This is a genomic window from Pseudomonas koreensis (genome assembly GCF_024169245.1).
GTDB classification, from domain to species: domain Bacteria; phylum Pseudomonadota; class Gammaproteobacteria; order Pseudomonadales; family Pseudomonadaceae; genus Aquipseudomonas; species Aquipseudomonas koreensis_F.
In genome coordinates this window covers 1228887-1251858 of record NZ_JALJWP010000001.1, presented here as the reverse complement: position 1 = coordinate 1251858, position 22972 = coordinate 1228887, and the positions used below count along the sequence as shown (strand labels likewise).

General features: G+C 60.4%; 22 protein-coding genes. 11 read left to right on the top strand and 11 right to left on the bottom strand.

The features are described from left to right. Nucleotides 1-96 precede the first annotated feature (96 nt). Nucleotides 97-1497 (bottom strand): dihydrolipoyl dehydrogenase, encoded by a 1401-nt coding sequence (gene lpdA / locus J2Y90_RS05825; protein WP_253497388.1) that lies wholly within the window; start codon nt 1495-1497, stop codon nt 97-99. A gap of 211 nt (nt 1498-1708) precedes the next feature. On the opposite strand from lpdA, the gene hflK (J2Y90_RS05820) reads away from it, so the two are divergent. The 5 genes from hflK (J2Y90_RS05820) to cfaB all read left to right on the top strand — a co-directional run bounded on the left by hflK (J2Y90_RS05820) (nt 1709) and on the right by cfaB (nt 9006). Beyond that, on the top strand, nt 1709-3670 hold the full coding sequence (gene hflK / locus J2Y90_RS05820) for a protease modulator HflK (RefSeq protein ID WP_253497385.1): 1962 nt from the start codon (nt 1709-1711) through the stop codon (nt 3668-3670). Continuing rightward, nucleotides 3667-4689 (top strand): protease modulator HflC, encoded by a 1023-nt coding sequence (gene hflC / locus J2Y90_RS05815; RefSeq protein ID WP_253497383.1) that lies wholly within the window; start codon nt 3667-3669, stop codon nt 4687-4689. The genes hflK (J2Y90_RS05820) and hflC overlap by 4 nt, the downstream gene beginning before the upstream one ends. Then, nucleotides 4686-5735, top strand: a complete 1050-nt coding sequence (gene hflK, locus J2Y90_RS05810) for a protease modulator HflK (protein ID WP_253497380.1) — start codon at nt 4686-4688, stop codon at nt 5733-5735. Before hflC ends, hflK (J2Y90_RS05810) begins: the two co-directional genes overlap by 4 nt. After that, nucleotides 5732-7642 (top strand): heavy metal translocating P-type ATPase, encoded by a 1911-nt coding sequence (locus tag J2Y90_RS05805; RefSeq protein WP_253497377.1) that lies wholly within the window; start codon nt 5732-5734, stop codon nt 7640-7642. The genes hflK (J2Y90_RS05810) and J2Y90_RS05805 overlap by 4 nt, the downstream gene beginning before the upstream one ends. A gap of 176 nt (nt 7643-7818) precedes the next feature. Next, complete coding sequence (gene cfaB, locus J2Y90_RS05800) at nt 7819-9006, top strand: C17 cyclopropane fatty acid synthase CfaB (RefSeq protein WP_253497375.1); 1188 nt, start codon at nt 7819-7821, stop codon at nt 9004-9006. Nucleotides 9007-9018: 12 nt separating this feature from the next. On the opposite strand, the gene cls is transcribed toward cfaB, so the two are convergent. Beyond that, complete coding sequence (cls, locus tag J2Y90_RS05795) at nt 9019-10458, bottom strand: cardiolipin synthase (protein ID WP_253497372.1); 1440 nt, start codon at nt 10456-10458, stop codon at nt 9019-9021. Nucleotides 10459-10589: 131 nt separating this feature from the next. Here cls and J2Y90_RS05790 point away from each other — a divergent pair, with 131 nt between their 5' ends. Further along, a complete protein-coding gene (locus tag J2Y90_RS05790; RefSeq protein WP_042608032.1) occupies nt 10590-11108 on the top strand; it encodes a DUF3617 domain-containing protein in 519 nt (172 codons plus the stop codon). Nucleotides 11109-11189: 81 nt separating this feature from the next. On the opposite strand, the gene J2Y90_RS05785 is transcribed toward J2Y90_RS05790, so the two are convergent. The 5 genes from J2Y90_RS05785 to J2Y90_RS05765 form a co-directional block, all read right to left on the bottom strand. Then, nucleotides 11190-12065: a metal ABC transporter substrate-binding protein gene (locus J2Y90_RS05785; protein ID WP_253497369.1), complete on the bottom strand. Its 876-nt coding sequence runs from the start codon at nt 12063-12065 to the stop codon at nt 11190-11192. Between the two features lie 11 nt (nt 12066-12076). Further along, nucleotides 12077-12946 carry a metal ABC transporter permease gene (locus tag J2Y90_RS05780; RefSeq protein ID WP_253497366.1) on the bottom strand — a complete coding sequence of 290 codons (870 nt, stop codon included), beginning with the start codon at nt 12944-12946 and terminating at the stop codon, nt 12077-12079. Next, on the bottom strand, nt 12946-13614 hold the full coding sequence (locus tag J2Y90_RS05775; protein WP_253497363.1) for a metal ABC transporter ATP-binding protein: 669 nt from the start codon (nt 13612-13614) through the stop codon (nt 12946-12948). Before J2Y90_RS05775 ends, J2Y90_RS05780 begins: the two co-directional genes overlap by 1 nt. Continuing rightward, entirely contained in the window at nt 13611-14507 is an 897-nt protein-coding gene (folE2, locus tag J2Y90_RS05770) for a GTP cyclohydrolase FolE2 (RefSeq protein WP_253497360.1), read from the bottom strand. Before folE2 ends, J2Y90_RS05775 begins: the two co-directional genes overlap by 4 nt. Before the next feature lie 83 nt (nt 14508-14590). Then, nucleotides 14591-14968, bottom strand: a complete 378-nt coding sequence (locus J2Y90_RS05765; protein WP_253497357.1) for a glutamine synthetase — start codon at nt 14966-14968, stop codon at nt 14591-14593. A 210-nt stretch (nt 14969-15178) separates the two neighbouring features. Here J2Y90_RS05765 and zigA point away from each other — a divergent pair, with 210 nt between their 5' ends. Both zigA and J2Y90_RS05755 read left to right on the top strand, forming a co-directional pair. Further along, nucleotides 15179-16384, top strand: a complete 1206-nt coding sequence (zigA, locus tag J2Y90_RS05760; RefSeq protein ID WP_253497355.1) for a zinc metallochaperone GTPase ZigA — start codon at nt 15179-15181, stop codon at nt 16382-16384. Beyond that, a complete protein-coding gene (locus J2Y90_RS05755; RefSeq protein WP_253497353.1) occupies nt 16384-17034 on the top strand; it encodes a DUF1826 domain-containing protein in 651 nt (216 codons plus the stop codon). Before zigA ends, J2Y90_RS05755 begins: the two co-directional genes overlap by 1 nt. Nucleotides 17035-17037: 3 nt before the next feature. Here the strand turns inward: J2Y90_RS05755 and J2Y90_RS05750 are convergent, their stop codons facing one another. Next, on the bottom strand, nt 17038-17394 hold the full coding sequence (locus J2Y90_RS05750; RefSeq protein WP_253497351.1) for an NADH:ubiquinone oxidoreductase: 357 nt from the start codon (nt 17392-17394) through the stop codon (nt 17038-17040). Between the two features lie 41 nt (nt 17395-17435). On the opposite strand from J2Y90_RS05750, the gene J2Y90_RS05745 reads away from it, so the two are divergent. Then, nucleotides 17436-18401, top strand: coding sequence for a CobW family GTP-binding protein (locus J2Y90_RS05745; protein WP_253497349.1), 966 nt, complete (start codon nt 17436-17438; stop codon nt 18399-18401). 66 nt (nt 18402-18467) lie between these two features. Here J2Y90_RS05745 and J2Y90_RS05740 read toward each other — a convergent pair whose 3' ends face one another. Then, a complete protein-coding gene (locus tag J2Y90_RS05740; protein WP_076564658.1) occupies nt 18468-18881 on the bottom strand; it encodes a DUF3301 domain-containing protein in 414 nt (137 codons plus the stop codon). 116 nt (nt 18882-18997) lie between these two features. On the opposite strand from J2Y90_RS05740, the gene pdxY reads away from it, so the two are divergent. After that, nucleotides 18998-19870 carry a pyridoxal kinase PdxY gene (gene pdxY, locus J2Y90_RS05735; RefSeq protein ID WP_083353861.1) on the top strand — a complete coding sequence of 291 codons (873 nt, stop codon included), beginning with the start codon at nt 18998-19000 and terminating at the stop codon, nt 19868-19870. Between the two features lie 114 nt (nt 19871-19984). Here the strand turns inward: pdxY and J2Y90_RS05730 are convergent, their stop codons facing one another. Further along, complete coding sequence (locus tag J2Y90_RS05730; protein WP_016772447.1) at nt 19985-20467, bottom strand: acyl-CoA thioesterase; 483 nt, start codon at nt 20465-20467, stop codon at nt 19985-19987. A 279-nt stretch (nt 20468-20746) separates the two neighbouring features. On the opposite strand from J2Y90_RS05730, the gene J2Y90_RS05725 reads away from it, so the two are divergent. Beyond that, entirely contained in the window at nt 20747-22510 is a 1764-nt protein-coding gene (locus J2Y90_RS05725) for a cation:proton antiporter (RefSeq protein ID WP_253497347.1), read from the top strand. 21 nt (nt 22511-22531) lie between these two features. On the opposite strand, the gene J2Y90_RS05720 is transcribed toward J2Y90_RS05725, so the two are convergent. Further along, the gene (locus J2Y90_RS05720; protein ID WP_038359443.1) at nt 22532-22939 is read right to left on the bottom strand and encodes an SMI1/KNR4 family protein; all 408 of its coding nucleotides are present in this window, start codon (nt 22937-22939) and stop codon (nt 22532-22534) included. Nucleotides 22940-22972: the final 33 nt, after the last annotated feature.

Sequence of the window (22972 nt, the reverse complement as noted above, 5' to 3'; positions counted from 1 at the left end):
GGTGGCGCCATTCGCGAGCAGGCTCGCTCCCACAGGGGTAACGCATTCCAAGTGGGAGCGAGCCTGCTCGCGAAGGAGCGCGCAAGGCTTGGAGATTTACATCTGCGTCGCCATCCCCTCGACATTCATCGCCGCCTGACGCAGCGCTTCCGAGCGCGTCGGGTGCGGATGGCAGGTCAGGGCAATATCCTCGGCCGATGCGCTGAATTCCATTGCCACGCAAAACTCGCCGATCATTTCGCTCACGCTCGGCCCGACCAGGTGCACGCCGAGCACTTCGTCCGTGCGTTCGTCGGCGAGAACTTTGGCAAAGCCTTCCGTTTCGTGATTGATCTTCGCCCGGCTGTTGGCGCTGAAGGGAAACTTGCCCACTTTGTAGGCACGGCCCTCGGCCTTGAGCTGTTCTTCGGTCTGGCCAACGCTGGCCAGTTCCGGTTGGGTGTAGATGACGTTGGGGATCAGCGCGTAATTGACCTCGCCGGCCTTGCCGTGGATCTGCTCGACGCAGGCCATGGCTTCGTCCTCAGCCTTGTGCGCGAGCATCGGCCCTGACGTGACGTCGCCGATGACCCAGACCCCGGCGGCTTCGGTGCGATGTTGCTTGTTCGCCAGCATGCCGCGTTGGTCGGTGCTCAGGCCAACGTTCTCCAGCCCCAAGCCTTGGGTGTACGGCCGGCGACCGATGGCCACCAGCACATAATCGGCTTCAATCAGCTCGGCAGCGCCGCCAGCGGCAGGCTCGACGCTGAGCTGCACGCCTGTAGCGGAGCTGGTGGCGCTGGTGACCTTCGAGCTCAATTTGAAGGCAATGCCCTGTTTGCTCAGCGCGCGCTGCAAGGTTTTGCCGGCCTCGCCATCGACGCCGGGGCAGATGCGATCAAGATATTCGACCACGGTGACCTGCGCGCCGAGTCGGCGCCATACCGAACCCAGCTCCAGGCCGATCACCCCGGCGCCTATCACCACCAGATGCTTGGGCACTTCGCTCAGCGACAGCGCGCCGGTGGAATCGAGGATGCGCTGGTTGTCGATCTCGACGCCGGGCAGGGGACTGGGCTCGGAGCCGGTGGCGATGATGATGTCCTTGGCGCTGAGCTCGGTCTTGTTGCCCTGAGCGTCGGTCACCGAGACTTTGCCCGGGCCGTCGATATGGCCCCAACCCTTGATCCAGTCGACTTTGTTCTTGCGAAACAGAAACTCGATGCCTTTGGTCAGGCCGGCGACGCTTTCGTCTTTCTGTTTCATCATTTGCGCCAGGTTCAGCGTCGGTTTGACTTCGATGCCGAGGTTGGCGAACTCGGTGCCCACCGCAGCGGCATAGAGCTCGGAGGCGTGCAACAAGGCTTTGGACGGCATGCAACCAACGTTCAGGCAGGTGCCGCCAAGGGTCGAACGCCCTTCGACACAAGCAGCCTTAAGGCCGAGCTGGCCGGCGCGGATCGCTGCGTTATACCCGCCGGGACCACCGCCCAGAATCACCACGTCATAGTTGCTCATGCGCTTGCTCCATATTGCTCGATGGGGGATAGCCAAGATTAGTCGCGATAAAAATTACGTGCGTAATATGAGCCTCGCCGAACATTTCGGTCAAGGCTTCAGGCAAGCGACAGCTGCTGCGTCTTTGAATAAGTGCAATTGTGTACGAATATTTCACAGTCTCCGTTATATCGTAACGCTATGAACGCAGGGCCTACATTTTCGGGGTGATATGCAAGTCGATCTTGAGTTGGACGCCACGCCAGTCACCGGGCTGCCGCGCTTTCAGCAGGCAGCCGCGCAGTCACGCAAATTGCGTCGGTTGGCGTATGGACTCGGCGCAGTGGCCGTGTCGGGCTGGGTGCTGGCGTTTTTCGTCGGTCTTTTTGCGCCGCAATCGCTGTGGTTGCCGATGCTGATCAATCAGAGCGCAGCTTTGCTGGTGCTGGTCGCCGGTCTGCAATCAGCCTGGTGCGTGACGCAATGGCGCGCACGGGTGATGCATCCGCCAGTGTCGCAAAAAGCAGTCGCTGAGGAGGGCGCCGCAGTTGATGGCTGGTACGAAAGGCTTCTGGAGCGCTTGAGCCAGCGCAGCCGCCATCTGCTCGGGCAGATCGGCGCGCCGACGTTATGGCTCGGCGGCTGGGCGTTGCTGGTGATACTCAGTATTGAGCAGGTGTGGAATCTCACTTTACCTGCGGCGGCGTTGGGTATTTCGGCGAGCATCGGTGCCGCCCTGGCGCTGTTGCTGGCGTTTGTCTTGCTGGTGCTGGAGCGGCAGCTGGCCCAGGAGCCGCCGGCGCAATGGCCTGAAGCGGCGACACTGGCGCAACTGACCCGGGTGGCGATCATCACCCTTCTGATCGGCGCATTGTGCCTGTTGTTTGCCAGTGAGCACGCGGTCTGGCCGGTTCGCGTGGCGGTGCTCAGCGCCATCCTGCCGATGCTGGTTGCCATCGAACTGTTGTTGCGCGCGCTGCTGTCAGTCTTCAGCCCGCGCCGCGAGCAACTGGAACCGACCCTGCTGGCGCGCAATTTTATCGCCGATATGCTGCGCTGGCCGCCGCAGCCGTTGCTCGCGTTGCAGGATGAAATGCACAACCGCTTTGGTATCGATCTGCGCCAGATCTGGGCCTTCAGTTACATGCGCCGGGCCCTGTTGCCAGTGATGGCAGTGGTCGCACTGGTGGGTTGGCTGCTGACCGGCTTACATGAAATCCCTCTGCAAGGTCGCGGCATCTATGAGCGCTTCGGTAAACCGGAACAGGTGTTCGGCCCAGGTTTGCACGCCGGATTGCCTTGGCCGTTGGGGCGTGTGCTGAGCGCCGAAAACGGCGTCGTCCACGAACTGGCAACCAGCGTCGGCGACAAGCCGTTGGCCGTGCAGTCCGCTTCCGCTGAAGGCCCGGCACCGCTGACCGCCAACCGTTTGTGGGACGCCAGCCACGTCAACGACAAATCCCAGGTCATCGCCAGCAGCCGAGGCGCGCAACAGGGCCTGCAGATCGTCAACATGGACGTGCGCTTTGTTTATCGCATCGGTCTGAACGACGAAGCGGCGCTCGCCGCGACCTATAACAGCGCCAACGTACCGACACTGATTCGCAGCACTGCCAGCCGCATCCTGGTTCACGATTTTGCCTCGCGCACCCTCGACGGTTTGCTCGGCGACGACAGGGCAGGGCTGGCCGAGGAAATCGGTCGCGCGGTGCAAAGCGATCTGAACAGACTGAACAGTGGTGTGGAAATCCTCGCCACCGTTGTCGAAGCGATTCATCCACCGGCCGGCGCGGCGAATGCCTATCACAGTGTCCAAGCGGCGCAGATTGGCGCGCAGGCGTTGATCGCTCGCGAACGCGGGGCGGCTGCGCAGGCCAGCAACGAAGCGCAGTTGCAGGCGAGCACGGCGGGCGACCAGGCAACGGCAAACGCCCGGGAGATCAATGCCGCCGCGCAAACCGCCGACCTGAAATTCAGTGCCGAACAGAAAGCCTTCGCCAGTGCCGGTCAGGCCTTCGTGCTGGAGCGGTACTTCGATCAGCTCCATCAGGGCTTGAGTAAGGCCAGGTTGCTGGTACTCGACCATCGACTCGGCGGCAGCGCAAATGCGCCAACCATCGATCTGCGTACTTTCACACTGCCGACTGATCCGTCGTCCGCACGTACCACCGCGCAACCAGGAGCCACCCATTGAGCCAGTCGCCTGTTCATGACGTTCACGACCACAGCGGCCATCACCATCATCATGGTCATCATCACCATCATGGCGATTCGCAAGTGTCCGGACCATTTCCTTGGCGACGTATGAGCTGGGCTGCGTTGCTGGTGGCGTTTGCCATTGCCGCCGCGAGTCTGGTGCAAGTGCGCTCCGGCGAAGCCACAGTCATCGCCCGTTTCGGAAATCCGTCGCGGGTCTTGCTCGATCCCGGTCTGAGCTGGCGCTGGCCGGCGCCGTTCGAAGCGGCGATCCCGGTGGACTTGCGTCTGCGCACAACCTCCAGTGGTTTGCAGGACGTCGGCACTCGGGACGGTTTGCGCATCATCGTTCAAGCGTATGTGGCGTGGCAGGTGCAGGGTGATCCTGAACACGTACAGCGTTTCATGCGTGCCGTGCAGAATCAGCCGGATGAAGCGGCCCGGCAGATTCGCACCTTTGTCGGATCAGCCCTGGAGACCACGGCCAGCAGTTTTGACTTGGCCAATCTGGTCAACACCGATGCGAAACAAGTGCGCATCGCCGATTTTGAAGCGCAGTTGCGTCAGCAGATCGATCAACAGTTGCTTGCCACTTATGGTGTGCGCGTGCTGCAGGTCGGTATCGAGCGGCTGACTTTGCCGTCGGTCACGCTTAGCGCCACGGTCGATCGCATGCGCGCCGAGCGTGAAACCATTGCCACCGAACGTACTGCAATCGGCAAGCGCGAAGCGGCGCAGATCCGTTCTGCCGCCGAGCGTGATGCGCGAATCGTCCAGGCTGACGCAACGGTGAAGGCCGCCGACATCGAAGCGCAGTCCCGGGTCGAGGCTGCGCAAATTTACGGTCGCGCCTACGCCAGCTCGCCGCAGCTGTACAACTTGCTGCGCTCGCTCGATACCCTCGGCACCATCGTCACGCCGGACACCAAACTGATTTTGCGCACCGATGCCGCGCCGTTCCGCGTGCTGGTCGATGGCCCGCCGACTCTCGGCAGCAAATCCGGATCGCAACCATGAATGAACAAGTTCCACGTGGAACACATGCGTTGAACAGTCCGTGGATCCAGGCGGGGCGTCTGGCGTTTATCGCCCTTTACGCGGTCACCGTGTTGGCCGCCTTGGCTTGGGCGTTCTCGAATGTGCGCCAGATCGATCCGCAGAACCGCGCTGTGGTGTTGCACTTTGGCGCGCCGGATCGCGTTCAGAGCGCCGGGTTGTTATGGGCGTGGCCGCAACCCTTTGAGCAGGTGGTTCTGTTGCCGGCGCCGGACAGGGTGATCGAGCGTCGAGTGGAAAATCTGTTGCGCAGTGACGAGGCGCTGAAGGCTGACCGGGTGGCGTCCTTCGCCACGCCGTTGAGCGACGCACTCGCCGGCTCTGGTTATTTATTGACCGGTGACGCCGGTATGGTGCAACTGGACGTGCGAGTGTTTTACCAAGTCTCCGATCCCTATGCGTTCGTGTTGCAGGGCGAGCATGTGCTGCCAGCGCTCGACCGGGTGGTGACACGCAGTGCGGTGGCGCTGTCCGCCGCGCGGGATCTCGACACCATTCTGGTCGCTCGCCCGGAATTGATCGGCGCCGACAATCAGGCGGCCGAGCGTCGTGAGCGATTGCGCGGCGATCTGGTGCAAGGCATCAACGCGCGTCTCGCTGAACTGAAGGCGAGCGGGCAGGGCATCGGTATCGAGGTGTCGCGGGTCGATGTGCAATCGAGTCTGCCGGAGCCAGCGGTCAGTGCCTTCAATGCGGTTCTGACCGCCAGTCAGCAGGCTGACAAAGCAGTGGCTAACGCGCGCACCGATGCCGAGAAACTTACCCAGTCCGCCAACGAACAGGCAGACCGCACGCTCCAGGTGGCTCGCGCGCAGGCAGGCGAGCGTGTTGCAAAAGCCTCGACCGATACCGCAACCGTCTCGAGTCTGGCCTCGTCTGCCGACCCGCAAATGCTCCTGCGTCTGTATCGCGCGCGCATGCCTAAGATCCTCGGGCAGGCCGGCTCGGTCACCACCGTCAACCCGAGAGACGATTCCCGGTTGATCATTCAAGGAGCCAGTCAATGACGGCGACTACCGTTGCTCCGAGTCTGTTGTCCTCGGCCGAACAAAGGCGCGCCGCGCGGCAATTGACTCTGGCGATGCTCGCGCTCGGGCTGCTGGGTCTGGGGTTGATCTGGCGCTGGTTGCTCCCGGAGCAAATCGGTGTCAGCCAATTGCTGCTCGGTTTCGCCTCGTTGCTGGTGGCGGTTCCGGTGATGCGTTCGGCGTGGTACAGCCTGCGCTACCCAAGCCTGCACGGCATCACCGATCAGTTGATCGCGCTGGCCATGCTGGGTGCCTGGGCGACCGGTGATCTGCTCACCGCTGCGTTGTTGCCGATCATCATGATCTTCGGCCACGTGCTGGAAGAGCGCAGCGTCATCGGTTCTCAGGAAGCGATTAACGCGCTCGGCCAGTTGACCCGCAGCCACGCGCGCAAGCTGCAAGCGGACGGGTCGATCCTTGAAGTGGACAACGGCACGCTCAGCGCCGGCGATATTGTCGAGGTGCGGGCCGGCGATCGGGTGCCGGCGGATGGTCGGGTGTTATCCGGCCAGGCGAGTCTCGATACTGCGTCGATTACCGGTGAGTCGGTGCCGGTGGAGGCTGTCTGCGGCATGCTGGTATTCGGTGGCGCGATCAACCTCGATGGATTGCTGCGCATCGAAGTCACCCGCACCGGCGAGGAATCTACCTTGGGCAAGGTCATTGCCCTGATGCAAAACGCCGAACGCTCGAAACCGCCGATCACCCGATTGCTTGAACGTTACGCCGGTAGTTACATGGTGCTGGTCTTGCTGCTGGCGGCGGTGACCTGGTTCGTCACCAACGATGCGCAAGCAATGCTCGCGGTGTTGGTGGCGGCGTGTCCATGTGCGCTGGTGCTGTCGGCCCCGGCCACAGCGATTGCCGGTGTCGCCGTCGCCGCGCGTCACGGGATTCTGATTCGCAGCTCGGCGTTTCTCGAAGAACTCGCCGATCTGACTTCGCTGGTGGTCGACAAGACCGGCACGCTGACTTACGGCACCTTGCGTTTACAGTCGATCGACAGCCTCAGCGCGGAAACCGAAGACGTGCAGGCGCTGGCCGCCAGTCTTGGCGCGGCGAGCAGTCATCCGGTCAGTCGGGCGCTCTCGGGGCTGGTCAATCAGGACGCCTATTGGCCGTTATCAGATATCCATGAGCGCCAGGGCCTTGGTGTCGTCGCGGTGACAGAGAAGGGCAAGGCGGCGCTCGGTCGGCCAGAGTTGTTCGCGCAACTGGGCGTCATCACGACTGCAGTTCCTGAACACGACGGCCCGATCGCCGGGTTGGCCCTGAACGGTGAATTTCGCGCCTGGCTGTTGCTCGCCGACAGCGTCAAACCCGAAGCACGCTTTGCCCTGAGCGAGCTGCGCGAACTGGGTCTGGGACGACAACTGCTGCTGACCGGTGATCGTCACAGTGTGGCCCGAACCCTGGCGCAGGAAGTCGGACTGAACGAAGTCCACGCGCAAGCGCTACCCGAAGACAAACTCAATCGAGTGCTCCAGGAAATCGATCGCGGCTTTCGCCCGATGGTGGTGGGCGACGGCATCAACGATTCCCTGGCGCTCAAGGCCGGCGTGGTCGGTGTGGCGATGGGCGCCGGGGGTGCCGACATTGCCTTGGCGTCAGCAGACATCGTCTTGATCGGCAGTGACTTGCGTCGCCTCGGTACCTGCGTGCGCCTGAGTCGTCAGTGCCGGCGCACTTTGCAGGTCAATGTGGTGATCGGTCTCGGCTGGACCCTGGCCATTGTGGTCTTCGCGGCTTTCGGCTGGCTCGGCGCCGCCGGTGCGATGATCGCGGCGTTGCTGCACAACCTCAGCACTCTGCTGGTGTTGGGTAACGCCGGGCGTTTACTGCGCTTTCAAGAGCCGTTGCTCAAGCTCGGTGCTGAGGAAAAATGAAAGAAAATTCATGAACCGCGGGCTGAACAGGCAGTCATCTATCGTAAGGCGCGTGTTATCTGCGGTCCAGCCGATGCGCCGGTGGCGATAGTCCAGGCCAATCGAATCGATAGCCTGCTATTTTTCAAGGTTGGTCTACCCTCAGATCAGACGTCTGAAACAAGGGGGGATTTTCCATGCTCGCGCAACTTCCACCGGCCTTACAGAATTTGCAGCTCCCACTGCGCCTGCGACTCTGGGACGGCCACGAGTTCAATCTGGGCCCGGCGCCCAGCGTAACCATCGTGGTCAAGGACCCGCAGATGGTCACTCAGTTTACCCACCCGAGCCTGGACGCATTGGGTGCGGCATTCGTCGAGGGCAAGCTGGAGCTGGAGGGCTCGATCAGCGAGGTCATTCGCGTCTGCGACGAACTGAGCAGTGCGCTGCTCGACGAAGACGAAGGCAGTCAGCCGGTTCGTGCACATCACGACAAGGACACCGACGCCAAAGCCATTTCCTACCATTACGACCTGTCCAATGCGTTCTACCAGCTCTGGCTGGACAGCGACATGGCGTATTCCTGTGCGTACTTCGAAACTGGCAGCGAAACCCTCGAACAGGCGCAGCAAGCCAAATTCCGCCATCTGTGTCGCAAGCTGCGCTTGCAGCCCGGCGAGTATCTGCTGGATGTCGGCTGTGGTTGGGGCGGCCTGGCGCGGTATGCGGCGCGAGAGTTCGGCGTGAAAGTGTTCGGTATTACCTTGAGCAAGGAACAATTGGCGCTGGCGCAGGAGCGGGTCAAAGCCGAAGGGCTGGACGATCAGGTCGAATTGCAGTTGCTCGACTATCGCGATCTACCGCAGGACGGCCGTTTCGACAAAGTCGTCAGCGTCGGGATGTTCGAACACGTTGGCCACGCCAATCTCGCCGAGTACTGCAAAACGTTGTTCGGTGCGGTGAAGGAGGGTGGGCTGGTGATGAACCACGGCATCACCGCCAAGCACACCGATGGCCGCCCGGTTGGGCGCGGTGCAGGAGATTTCATCGAGAAGTACGTATTCCCCAACGGTGAGTTGCCGCATCTGGCGATGATCTCCGCCCAGATCAGTGAAGCGGGTCTGGAGATCGTTGATGTCGAAAGTCTGCGCCTGCATTACGCACGCACGCTCGATCACTGGAGCGAGCGGCTGGAAGACAACCTCGAAGCCGCCGCGAAACTGGTCCCGGAGCAAGCCCTGCGGATCTGGCGCCTGTACCTGGCCGGTTGCGCATATGCGTTCGCCCGTGGCTGGATCAATCTGCATCAGATCCTCGCCGTCAAAGCGCACCCGGATGGCAGCCACGAATTGCCCTGGACCCGGGACGACATCTACCACCCGTAATACACCGCGCTTTCAGAGTATCGGCGAAATGAGCCGGGCGATCCGCATGCCGACCTGTTGCAGGCGGTGGATCTCCCGGCTTTCTTCTTTGGCCACTTCGTCGGCCTGCGCGAAGTCGTCGTTGAGCATGTGCTCCACGGCAGCGGCGAATTCAGCGTCGACGGTGAGCAGCATCACTTCGAAATTCAAACGGAACGAACGATTGTCCAGATTGGCGCTGCCAATGGCGCTGATCTCGTTGTCGACCAACACCACTTTCTGATGCAGGAAACCGGGTCGATAGCGGAACACCCGAACGCCGGCACGCACCGCTTCAAACGCATACAGGCTGGACGCGGCGTAGACGATGCGGTGATCGGGCCGCGACGGCAGCAGCAGTCGCACATCGACGCCGCGTAATACTGCCAGCCTCAGTGCAGAGAAAACGGCTTCGTCTGGCACGAAATAGGGACTGGTAATCCACACCCTTTGCGTCGCCGCGTGGATGGCTTCGACGAAAAACAGTGAGCAGGTTTCGTAGGCATCGGCCGGGCCGCTGGCGAGCAATTGGCAGAGCACGCCGTCCGCGGGGTACTCATCCGGCAGAATCAACGGCGGCAAAGTGCGTGCGGCCCAGAACCAGTCTTCGGCAAACGATTCCTGCATGCACGCGACCACCGGGCCACGTACTTTGACATGGGTATCGCGCCACGGCGCCAGCGGCGGTTTCTCTCCCATGTATTCATCGCCGACGTTGTGGCCGCCGACAAAGCCGACCACGCCATCGACCACGACGATTTTGCGATGGTTACGGAAGTTGACTTGAAAGCGGTTCAGCCAGCCGCTGCGCGTGGCAAAGGCTTTGACTTCGACACCGCCATCGCGCAGTGCCTGGACGTAATGATGGGGCAGGGCGTGGCTGCCAATGCGGTCGTAGAGCAAGTGGATGGACACGCCTTCGGCAGCCTTCTTGAGCAGCAAATCACGCAAGCGTTGACCGAGTCGGTCTTCGTGAATGATGAAGAACTGGATAAGCACCGCTTCTTTTGCTTGTTCGATCGCCTGAAAAATCGCCTCGAAGGTCGCCGCGCCGTTCACCAGCAGTTGCACTTCGTTATTCGCCAGACACGGCATGCGCCCCAGTTTGGGCATCGCGCGCAGTGACGCGTAGGCACTCGATGCGCGAGCGGCCAGGGCTTCTTCTACCCACGGGCGCCAGTTCAGTTCAGAGATGGCCAGGCGCATTTGTTCATTGGCCTGGCGGCGGGCCTTGATGTAGCCATCGAAGGTGCTGCGACCAAAGACCAGATAAGGAATAAGCGTGAGGTAGGGAATGAAGATCAGCGACAATGCCCAGGCGATCGAGCCTTGCGCGGTGCGTACGGTGAGCACTGCATGGATCGCAGCGATCGAACCGAGTGTGTGCAGCAGGGCAATCAGGTAACCGAAAATGTGCGGTCCGAAAAAATCCATGGGGCAGCCTTGCTCCGCGATATGCAATGCTTAACAGACCATGTTCTGCTGCGAATGTCTCTATTTAATCGGTGCATGAACCGACGCAACCGGCCGGCGTCTAACGGCCACAACTGATCAGGAGTTTCTCGATGAACGTTCGTCTGCTGGGTTTGGCGCTGGGCCTGGGTTTGGCATTGCCGGTGGTTGCGCAGGCGCAAATGCTGCAGCCGGGGTTGTGGGAGATGACGTCGAGCAATCTGAAGGTCGATGACCAGGCCATGGATGTGCAATCGATCCTTGGCCAGATTCAGGGCCAGATCACCCCGCAGCAGCGCGCGGCGCTGGAAAAGAACGGCATCAATATCGGCGGTAAAGGCATCCGCGCCTGCCTGACGCCACAGCAAGTGGCGACCAACGACATCCCGCTGGCCGATCCGCAATCGGGCTGCAAGCAGCAGATCACCGAGCGCACCGGCAACCAATGGAAATTCCGCTTCAGTTGCCCGAAGGCCCAGGGCACCGGCGTAGCGACATTCCTCAGTGACCGCGAATTCACCACCGTCGCCAATGGCACCTTCAACGCTATCGGCATCAATCAGAAGGGCAGCCTGGAAACCCGTGCGGTGTGGCTGGGTCAGGATTGCGGCACGGTAAAACCCCGCGCTTGAAACCTTCGCAGCGCTCCCACAGTTGAAACCGTTTCACTGTGGGAGCGAGCCTCCTCGCGAATCGCCAGAACACCACGCAACTCATGGCTGGCTCAACGCCTTGTACAGCGTATTGAGGTTGTATTCGAACAGTCCGGTAAAGGTGCTCGCCGGTCCACTCGCCGCCAGTGCATCCGAATACAGCGTGCCGCCGATGTGCGCACCGCTTTCATCCGCGATCTGCTTGAGCAGGCGCGCGTCCTTGATATTTTCCATGAACACCGCTTTCACCTTGGCTTGGCGAATCTGCGTGATCAGCGCAGCGACTTCGGCGGCGGACGGTTCGCGTTCGGTGGACAAACCCTGTGGCGCGATAAAGTCGATGCCATAGGCCTGACCGAGGTAGCCGAACGCATCGTGGCTGGTAACGATCTTGCGGTTGCCTGGCGGCAGCGCACCGAGTTTGCTTTTGGCTTCGGCGAGCAGGGCGTAGATCTGTTTCAGATAGGTCTGGCTGTTGCGCTCGTAGTCAGCCTTGTTGGCCGGGTCGGCGGCGATCAGTGCCTTGGTGATGTTGGCGACGTACAACTCGGCGTTCGCCAGATTGTGCCAGGCGTGGGGATCCGCAACGGTTTCGCCGTCTTCATCGAGTGAACGTGGAATCACCCCGCGGCTGGCACTGATCACCGTGGCCTTGCTGTCAGTGCTGGTGACCAGACGATCCAGCCAAGGCTCGAAACCGAGGCCGTTCTTGATGATCACGTTGGCTTTGAGCAAGGCCTTGGCATCCTCCGGGGTCGGCTCGTAGGTGTGCGCATCGGCGTCCGGGCCAACCATGTTGGTGATTTGCACGTGCTCGCCGCCGACCTGATGAACCATGTCGGCAAGGATGCTGAAGCTGGTGACCACCGGCAGTTTTTCGGCGGCCGACAACGACATCGAGAGCATCAGGCTGAACAGCACGAGTAGAACGCGCATCGGGAAACACCTCATTGGGATGTGAGCAAAGGCGGGCGGCGCAGCAACCCGTGGACCGGTCCGAACACCACCGAGATCAGATAGCCGGCCCCGGCGACCAACACGATGGCCGGGCCGCTGGGCAGCGAGTAGTAGAACGACAGCAGCAAGCCGAGCCACACCGACAGGCAACCCATGATGGCGGCGACAGCAATCAGTACCGGTAGGCGGCGGCTCCAGAATCTGGAGGCAGTCGCAGGAAGCATCATCAGCCCAACCACCATCAGTGCGCCGATGGCTTGAAAGCCGATCACCAGATTCAGCACGACGAGGGTAAGAAACACGCCGTGGGCCAGAGGTCCGAGACGGCTGACCGTGCGCAAAAAAAGCGGGTCTAGTGTGTCCAGCAGCAGTGGTTTGTAGATCGCGGCCATGGCTACGAGGCTGAACGCCGAGACCCAAAACATGCCGGTCAGCGTCGGCCCGTCCACAGCCAGCGCAGAGCCGAACAGCAAATGCAAAAGGTCGAGACGTTTGCCGGCCATGCCGAGAATCAGCACGCCGCTGGCCAGTGAGATCGGATAGATCGCAGCGAGGCTGGCATCCTCTCGCAGACCCGTACGCCGGGTGATCCAGGCCGCAAGTCCGGCCATGCTCAGACCGGCGCCGAGGCCACCGAGAGTAAGGGCAGGGAGACTCAAACCGGCGAACCAGAATCCCAATGCGGCACCGGGGAGAATGCCGTGGGCCACCGCGTCACCGATCAGACTCATCCGCCTGAGAATCAGAAATACCCCCAAGGGCGCCGTGCTGCATGCCAGCACCAAGCCGCCGAGCAAGGCGCGGCGCATGAACACGAATTCGCTGAAGGGCTGCCAGAAATGGCTGACGGTGGCGAGCATCAGGCTACCCGCATGGAGGGTGTCGGCTGGATCAATTCTCGGCTGGTTCCGTACACGCAGTGGCCGTTTCTGATCAGCAGCGTATGCGGAATATGTTGTCGCACTGCGACCAGGTCATGGCAAACCACAACCAGTGTTCGGCCCTCGGCATGCCAGTGGTGAATGTGCTGCCAGAGCAATTGCTGGCCGAGTTCATCGAGTGCGGCGTGAGGTTCATCCAGCAACAGCACCGGGGCATCAGCGAGACTCAGTCGCGCGAGCAGGGCACGTTGTAACTCACCGCCGGACAGGGCCATCAAAGGACGCTGTTCGAGTCCACTCAAATGCCAGTCTTCCAGCGCGTTTTTCAGTCGCTGCGTGCGCAGTTGTGTCGACAGCCGCCGGCCCCAGAAACCTGCTGCGATGAGCTCTTCGAGGCTGATCGGGAACTGTCGATCCAAGTGTTGCTGTTGCGGCAGAAAGGAAATACCGCTTTGCCGTGGAACAGCCATTTCCACCTTGCCAGCCAAGGGCTTTTGCAATCCGGCGATGACTTTCAACAGACTGCTTTTGCCGCAGCCGTTGGCGCCGATGATGGCGGTCAGGCTGGCGCTTTCGAGTTCAAGGCTCAGTGGGGTCGTCAGTGGTTGGCCGGGAGCGCCCCAGACCAGCAATTGGCAGCGGATCATTGTTGCTCCCGATGCCAACTGCTCTCGGCAACGGCGTCGTGGGCGTGCAGGCTTTCGGCGTGGATCACCCGGATATGGAATCGGTTGATGCCCGGCGTGCGTTGCAGTGCCAGGTTGAGGCGGCGCGCGGCGTCTTCGCAGAACATCAGGTTTTGCCCGTTGGCGAGAGCGAAGGCCTGCTCGTCCGGGCGCTTTACTGCGGTCTGAACGGCGGTGCCAAGGGCGGCTTCGGCGTCATTGATGATCGCGGTCAGCGGTAACTCATCGATGAATTCGTCGAGATGCACGTGCAGTTGCGCATAGCTGCGTTGGCTGTGCGGGGTCGCTACGATTCCTCTGGGTGAGCCGAGCCATGCCAACACCCCAGCGTGCTGCAGAGACTTGTTGGCGAAATCATCGACAAATTGCTGCTGGATCAATTGCCTTGCCAAGGCTGCGGAGCACGGGCATGTCGAGGAATAGGGCACTTCGATTTTTAGTTCCACGTGGAACATTTGTTGTTTCAGGCTTGCTGAAATGGTTGTCGGATAGGATTTCCAACCCGCCAAGGGGCTGATAAGCGCGGGTCGCTTAAGCAGCAAGTCGGTGTGGATGTTCAGATAGGCGCGCGCGGATAAGCCTTGGTGACTCACCAAAAATCGTGCGAGCACTTGACGCAGCAAAGCTGAGGAAAGGTTCTCCTCTTCGAGCGCTTCCAGTGCCAGATACAGCCGCGACATGTGTATTCCGCGCGAATTTCCATCATCGAGACTCACGCCAGCGTCTACTTTGGCACTGAGGCGTTGGCCGTCGAGCAAAACGGGTAGGGCAATCCCGCACATTCCGACCCAATCGAGTGGCAATGCCTGGCGTGCAGATTGGTTGGCGATATCCGGTAGCGTAAAAGCGTTCATGGTTGAGACCGTCGTGTTGATCTCTTTTTACGTTACATTATAACAATCCATTCAGCGATGCTTTTTTCATGAAAAGGTTTTCATTAGCAGCCCGTCATCCGGCTGCAAGTGAACCTTGCGCTGCTCCCTCCCGAGCTGGAAAAACGGTTGATGGTCGTCCAGCCGACACGACGGGTATAGCCAACCCAAGCCTCGCCATCGGAGGCGACGCCGGTAAAAAAGGTCAATTGGCCGAACCGGCTATTGGTTTGCGCCCAATAGCGATTTCCATCCTTCTCGAAACCCCTCAGATACAGCGTGGTGCCGACCGTATTGACGCTATAGGCGTTGCCTTCGGCGTCCACGCAAGCCAGCAGGTTAGGGCTACGTGTGCAGTGCGCCAGACCGGGAACTTGCGCTTCGATCTGGCCGGCGAGCGCCATGCCGAAGCTCAAAAGCAGATATTTCAGCGGATTTTTCATTGCGCTTTTCCAGGTTCTTTGACGCGACGAATCGCGAATTCTTCCGCGATGGGCTAGTACGGCTGACTTGTTATACTATAACATTAATTGCGAACTAGTCTGATCTGCCGATAACAACCGTTTGCCTTCATCAACCCCAGTGCAGGTAGCGCAATACGCCAAGCGCGATCAAAAAAGCGCAAGTCGGCCGCGATTTATGAGGATTATCCAATGTCAGCCAAATTGCCCGTTACCGTACTTTCAGGATTTCTCGGCGCCGGAAAAAGTACGCTTTTGAATTACGTACTACGTAACCGCGAAGGTCTGCGCGTTGCGGTAATCGTCAACGATATGAGCGAAATCAATATTGATGGTAGCGAAGTCCAGCGTGATGTCATCTTGAACCGCGCAGAAGAAAAACTCGTTGAAATGAGCAACGGCTGTATCTGTTGTACGTTACGTGAAGACCTGCTTGAAGAGGTCAGCAAGCTCGCAAGGGAGGGACGTTTCGATTACCTGCTGATCGAATCCACCGGCATCTCCGAGCCTCTTCCCATCGCCGAAACCTTCACCTTCCGGGATGAGCAAGGGCAAAGTCTCGCCGACATCGCTCGTCTGGATACCATGGTCACAGTCGTCGACGGTGTGAATTTCCTGCTCGATTACCAGGCCGCCGAAAGTCTGGCCTCTCGCGGCGAAACGCTCGGTGAAGAAGACGAGCGTTCCATCACCGATCTGTTGATCGAGCAGATCGAATTCGCCGACGTCCTGTTGATCAGCAAAATCGACCTGATCAGCCAGCATGAGCGCGAAGAACTCACCGCTATCCTCAAGCGCCTCAATGCCCAGGCTGAAATCATCCCAATGGTGATGGGCGAGGTGCCGCTGGAGGAAATCCTCAACACTGGTCGTTTCGATTTCGACAAAGCCGCGCAAGCGCCCGGCTGGCTCAAGGAATTGCGCGGCGCACACATTCCGGAGACCGACGAGTACGGCATCGCCTCGACGGCCTACCGCGCCCGCCGGCCATTTCACCCGCAACGCTTCTTCAGCTTCATTGATCGGCCTTGGCTGAACGGCAAGCTGCTGCGCTCCAAAGGCTTCTTCTGGTTGGCCAGCAAACCCACCGATGCCGGCAGCTGGTCGCAGGCCGGCGGCTTGATGCGCCATGGATTTGCCGGTCGCTGGTGGCGTTTCGTGGCAAAGAATCAATGGCCTGAGGATCAGGAAAGCGTCCAGGCGATCATGGGAAACTGGACTCCGAGCGTAGGAGATTGCCGCCAGGAACTGGTTTTCATCGGTCAGAACATCGATTTCCTACAACTCACAGCCGAGCTGGATGCTTGCCTGCTGACCGATGAAGAAATGGCAATGGGTGTCGAAGGCTGGCGCTTGCTGCCTGATCCCTTCGGCCCTTGGCACGAAGAGGCCGCCTGATGCTCGCACTCAAAGATCAGCAGCAGCTTACCCGCCATCAGCACCAGGGCCTGACCCCGCAAACGCTGACGCGAATCCTTGAGGACGGAACCAATCTCGCCGTCTGGCAACGCCAGCTGCCTTTGCACATCGCCGATTTCGCACAATTAGTGCTGTCGCTCAACGAGCCCTTGGCCGAGTCGCTCTGCCTGGAGTTACCTGACGAAGACGCCGAACCGGATCTCGGCGGGCTGGCTTCAGGGCTGCGTGATCTGCAAGGTTTCGAAGGTTTCATTAGCGACCTGAAATGGCTGATCAGTGCCTTCGCCTGCCTGCTCGGCGCGCGGCGTATCGGCTTGCGTCTGCGCGTGCTGGATAAACCCATGTGCCCGCGCTTCCACGTCGATCACGTGCCGGTGCGCCTGATTACGACCTATGCCGGAGTCGGTAGCCAATGGCTGGAAGAGGGCGCGATGGATCGCACGCAACTTGGCCAGGCCAATGCCGAACCGCTAGATTCAGGGTCGATTCGCCAGCTCAACAGTGGCGACGTCGCGCTGCTCAAAGGCGAAAAGTGGCATGGAAACGAAGGCTTCGGCCTGATCCATCGTTCGCCGCAACCGGCACCCGGTGAGCGCCGCTTGCTACTGACCCTCGACTGGCTCGGCTGACAGTCAGGGCTTGCGCCAGACGCCCTGGCTCTGCCCTTCGCAATACGGCTTGAGATATGCCGCATCAGTGGCCACGCCGTAATAGTGGATATCCTGGCGATAAGGCATATTGGCGACTTGCGCGTTGCTGCACACGCCGAAAGCCCCGCTCGGGCACTGATCGACGTATTTGACCTCGACCTTCTGTCCGGCCAGCGTCGGTTGGCAGAAGCCGTCATTGAACAATTTCTGCGGAATCGTTCTGTTCTGCTGACAGACTTTGACGTCGAGCCGTTCGCCCTGTGTGTGCACCACGCAGGCCTGGGCCCACGCCTCACTCGACAGCAGCGCCAACAGCAACGACCATCCCAACCAGCGCATCATCAGTCTCCTCAATAACTGTCCGCAGAAAAGTGCCCGCCATGTTGCAGAACATTCCGACCCACGTCATCGCCGGCCCGTTGGGCGCCGGCAAGACCAGCCTGATTCGCCACTTGCTGGCGCAACGGCCGGCCGATGAACGCTGGGCGGTCCTGATCAACGAGTTCGGCCAGATCGGTCTGGACGCCGCGTTGCTCACTCGCGACGACGATGGTATCGCACTGGGCGAGGTGGCCGGTGGCTGCCTGTGTTGCGTCAATGGCGCGCCATTCCAGATCGGCCTCGGCCGCCTGCTGCGCAAGGCCAGACCGGATCGACTGTTTATCGAGCCATCCGGGCTCGGCCATCCGGCGCAGTTACTCAAGCAATTGAACGAGGCGCCGTGGCTGGGCGTGCTGGCGATGCAGCCGTGTGTTCTGGTTCTGGACGCTCAGGCACTGCAAGCAGGCAAAGCCTTGCCGGACGCTCAGCAGCAAGCGTTGGCCAGCGCGGGGTTGCTGCTGCTGAACAAGGCGGAAAATGTTGATGCAACGGCTCGGGAGAACATTGCCAGCCAGTTGCCACCGGTCAGGATGATCTGGACGCAGCAAGCCCGGTTGCCTCTGAATCAGCTGCCGGGGATGACAGAAAAAGCAACCGAAGGCGAGGGCAATCTGCCGCTGCCCACGGGATTGGCGCAGCTGCCGGCCGTCTGGAGCGACCCGAGCGTGCCGATTTGCCTGAGCCAGGCGCAGGAGGATGGCTGGAGCATCGGGTGGCGCTGGCATCCTGGACAGATATTTGACCAAGGACGCATCGCTGATTGGCTGGCCGCTCTCGAGTGGAAGCGGGCCAAACTGGTCATCCACGGCAGGGATGGCTGGGTTTCAGTCAATGCGCTGGAAAATGCAGATCTGATTTGGCAGGCAAGTGAATGGCGGAGAGATTCGCGGATCGAGTTGATTTTCAGTGATATTGCAGAAGTTGAAGCGCTTCAGGAGGGGTTGGCCGCTTGCCGGAAGCTTTAAAAGCAAAGGATCGCAGCCTTCGGCAGCTCCTACGGGACGCGCATAGAGCCTGTGATTTTAGGGCTCTCAGGGTTTCCACTTGGTATGTTCCTGCCGCCACTGGCTCAGCTCGATGACTTCCGCGCGAGGCTTGTGCACTTCGACCACCGGCGGCGTATCGTCGAACGGCGCCGGGTAGGGTGCCAGCTCAATCTGCGCACTGTGCGCGCCGAATTGGGTCACGGTGCCGTTGTGGCGGCTCTCGCCAGTCACGGTGAATTCGAAGTTGTACACCCGCGCCAGTCGGCGGCGCCCGTTGGCATCCTTGATCAAACCGATCTTTTTCAGCGCGACGTTACCGTCCAGCAATTCGACGCCGACATTAGTGCAATGCTGTTTGACCCGTTCCAGCGCACGCTCGCGCAAGCCGTGGTTGTGCCATAGCCAGGCACCAGCGGCGGCGAACAGCATCAGCACGAAGATGTTTTCCAGGGTCAGCATCTACATCGAACTCCAAAAGATGGCGTCAGCTTAACTGTCTCGCCGGTCTGTCGTACAGGCTGTGTTTCGTCGCATACTGCGCGGCTTGAATTTCATCGTTTTACGGAATGACCCGAATGAAACGTACGCCTCATCTGCTCGCCATCCAGTCCCACGTGGTGTTTGGCCACGCCGGCAACAGTGCTGCGGTTTTTCCGATGCAGCGCGTCGGGGTCAATGTCTGGCCGCTCAACACCGTGCAGTTTTCCAATCACACCCAGTATGGTCAGTGGGCCGGTGAAGTGCTGGCGCCGCAACAGATTCCCGAACTGATCGAAGGCATCGCCGCGATTGGCGAGCTGGGCAACTGCGACGCGGTGCTGTCCGGCTATCTCGGCAGTGCCGCGCAGGGCCGGGCGATTCTCAGCGGTGTGGCGCGGATCAAAGCGGTCAATCCGAAGATGCTGTACCTGTGTGATCCGGTCATGGGCCATCCCGAGAAGGGCTGCAGCGTGCCCACCGAGGTCAGCGATTTCCTGCTCGATGAGGCCGCGGCCGTGGCGGACATCATGTGCCCGAACCAGTTGGAGCTGGACAGTTTTTCCGGGCGCAAGCCGCAGTCGCTGTTTGATTGCCTGGCGATGGCGCGCGCACTGCTGGCGCGCGGGCCGAAAGCGGTGCTGGTCAAGCATCTGGATTACCCGGGCAAACCGGCGGATGGCTTTGAAATGTTGTTGGTGACGGCTGAGGGCAGTTGGCATTTGCGCCGTCCATTGCTGGCGTTTCCGCGTCAGCCGGTGGGCGTGGGCGATCTGACATCCGGCCTGTTCCTGGCGCGGATACTGCTGGGCGACACGCTGTTGGCGGCATTCGAATTCACTGCAGCGGCGGTGCATGAGGTGTTGCTGGAAACCCAGGCGTGCGCCAGTTACGAGCTGCAACTGGTGCGGGCGCAGGATCGCATTGCGCATCCGCGGGTGAAGTTTGAGGCGACGGCGATCAGTCTCTGAGACCGGGTCGTCTTTATTCGCGAGCAGGCTCGCTCCCACAGAAGAATGCATTCCAAATGTGGGAGCGAGCCTGCTCGCGAAAGCTATCTGCCAGGCAACATCAATCAAGGTTGATCAGGCGTCGCCCTTGATCTCCTGATAACGCTTCTCCAACTCCTGGCGAATCTGCCGGCGCTGTTGCGCCTGCATGAAGCGGCGCTTGTCTTCGCTGTTCTGCGGTTGCAGCGGCGGCACCGCGGCTGGTTTGCGCTGATCATCCACCGCGACCATGGTGAAGAAGCAGCTGTTGGTATGGCGCACCGAGCGTTCGCGGATGTTTTCGGTGACCACTTTGATGCCGACTTCCATCGACGTGTTGCCGGTGTAGTTGACCGAGGCGAGGAAGGTCACCAGTTCGCCGACATGAATCGGCTCGCGGAAAATCACCTGATCCACCGACAGGGTCACCACGTAGCGGCCGGCATAACGGCTGGCGCAGGCGTAGGCCACTTCGTCGAGATATTTGAGCAGGGTGCCGCCGTGGACATTGCCAGAGAAGTTGGCCATGTCGGGGGTCATCAGTACCGTCATCGACAGCTGGGCGTTTCCGGGTTCCATAACGTTCTCACGGATCAAGGCTGATTGCAGAAAGCGCCTCTGCGGGCGCCTGGTGGCTTTTCAAAAAGTACCGTTATCGGGACGCCGGGCAGTGGGCTGCCGTCACGCCGGTAGCGATCTGTTTCCATATATTGCATCGGCTTCCAGAGCGAAGGGGCGGTGTTAACCTGCAAAAGCCCTGCCCAAGGGCAATTCTTACATCAAAAGCGGATTTTTACCCTGCTCGCGCAGAACGTTCTGACGTCTGTCCGCGCGCCTCGTCATCAAGGAGCCCTCGCCATGCATGCCATCAGCTTTATTCAGGACCTGGCAGTGATCATGCTGGTCGCAGGCGTGGTGACCGTGCTGTTCCACCGCTTCAAGCAACCGGTGGTGCTCGGCTACATCGTCGCCGGCTTCATCATCGGCCCGCACACCCCGCCGTTCGGCCTGATCCACGATGAAGAAACCATCAAGACCCTGGCCGAACTCGGGGTAATTTTCCTGATGTTCTGCCTCGGCCTGGAATTCAGCCTGCGCAAGCTGTTCAAGGTCGGGGCGACGGCGTTTATTGCCGCATTTCTCGAAATCATCCTGATGATCTGGATCGGTTACGAGATCGGCCGCTGGTTCGACTGGAGCACCATGGATTCGTTGTTCCTTGGCGCGATTCTGGCGATCTCCTCTACCACCATCATCGTCAAAGCGCTGAACGACCTGAAGATGAAGAACGAGCGCTTCGCCCAGTTAATCTTCGGCGTGCTGATTGTCGAAGACATCCTCGGCATCGGCATCATCGCACTGCTGTCGAGCATCGCGGTCAGCGGCACGGTGAGTTCGGGGGAAGTGTTTTCCACGGTCGGCAAGCTGTCGCTGTTCATGATCGTCGCGCTGGTCATCGGTATCCTCCTGGTGCCGCGCCTGCTCGCCTACGTAGCGAAATTCGAAAGCAACGAGATGCTGCTGATCACCGTGCTCGGCCTGTGCTTCGGCTTCTGCCTGCTGGTGGTCAAGCTCGAATACAGCATGGTCCTCGGCGCCTTCCTGATCGGCGCGATCATGGCCGAGTCGCGGCAATTGCTGAAAATCGAGCGACTGATCGAGCCGGTACGCGACTTGTTCAGTGCGATCTTTTTTGTCGCGATCGGGCTGATGCTCGACCCGCTGATCCTTATCGAATACGCCTGGCCGATTGCGGTGATCACCGTCGCCGTGGTGTTGGGCAAGATGTTGTCCTGCGGCCTCGGAGCATTTATCGCTGGCAACGACGGCCGAACCTCACTGCGAGTCGGCATGGGGCTGTCACAGATCGGCGAATTTTCCTTCATCATCGCTGCGCTGGGCATGACCTTGCAGGTGACCAGCAACTTCCTCTATCCGGTCGCGGTGGCCGTGTCGGTGATCACCACGCTGCTGACGCCGTACTTGATTCGCGCGGCGGATCCGCTGTCGATCAAGCTCTCGGCAGTCGTGCCCAAACGTCTCGGCCGGGTGCTCGGCATGTATGGCGAATGGTTGCGCAGCATTCAGCCGCAAGGCGAGGGCGCGATGCTGGCGTCGATGATCCGGCGGATTCTGTTGCAGGTCGGGGTCAATCTGGCGCTGGTGATTGCGATCTTCTTCGCCGGCGCGTACTTCGCCGAGCGCATGTCGTTGTGGCTGCAGGACTGGATCAGCGATCCGAGCTGGCAGAAGGCACTGATCTGGGGCGGTGCGTTGCTGGTCTCGCTACCGTTTCTGATCGCGGCATATCGCAAGCTCAAGGCACTGTCGATGCTGCTGGCGGAGATGGGCGTCAAGCCGGAGATGGCCGGGCGTCACACGCAGCGAGTGCGCCGGGTGATCGCCGAAGTGATCCCGATTCTCTCGCTGCTGGTGATTTTCCTGCTGTTGGCAGCCTTGTCGGCCAGTATCCTGCCGACCAACAAGCTGCTGGTGCTGATCGCCGTAGTCGCCGCTGCGGTAGCGGCGCTGCTCTGGCGCTGGTTCATCCGCGTGCACACGCGCATGCAGGTGGCGCTGCTGGAAACCCTCGACAACCACAAGGAATCGTCGGGGCACTGACCACTGGGGGCGTGTGGCGGATCAGCTTTCCAGCCAGACGTCCCGCGCCCAGTGCCACACCGATTCCCAGGTTTCCTCAGCGATCAATTCTTCTTCGGCCTGCCACAGCACCACGGTGCCGTCTTCTTCGACACAGTAGTAGTCGTCGCCGTCCTGACAAATCGGGATCAAGCTGCGATCAACACCCACGTCCCATGCATTGGCTGCCACGTCCGGCAGATAGGTGTGCGATTGCGGATCGGTGACGGTCACGGGTTCAAGGCTGCCGTAGACCACATCGCTGACGGTCAGCAAAAATTCCTTGAAGACGAACGGAATGTCGATGAAGAGTTGTTCTTCGATTTCCACCAGCAGGTCTTCGTCAGGCAATTCCAAAGGAACCGGTACGGGTTCATTGGCTTCGCGCAGTTGTTCGATGATTTCTTCCACGTCCGGGATCCTCTTGCTTGAATGGCGCGGTTT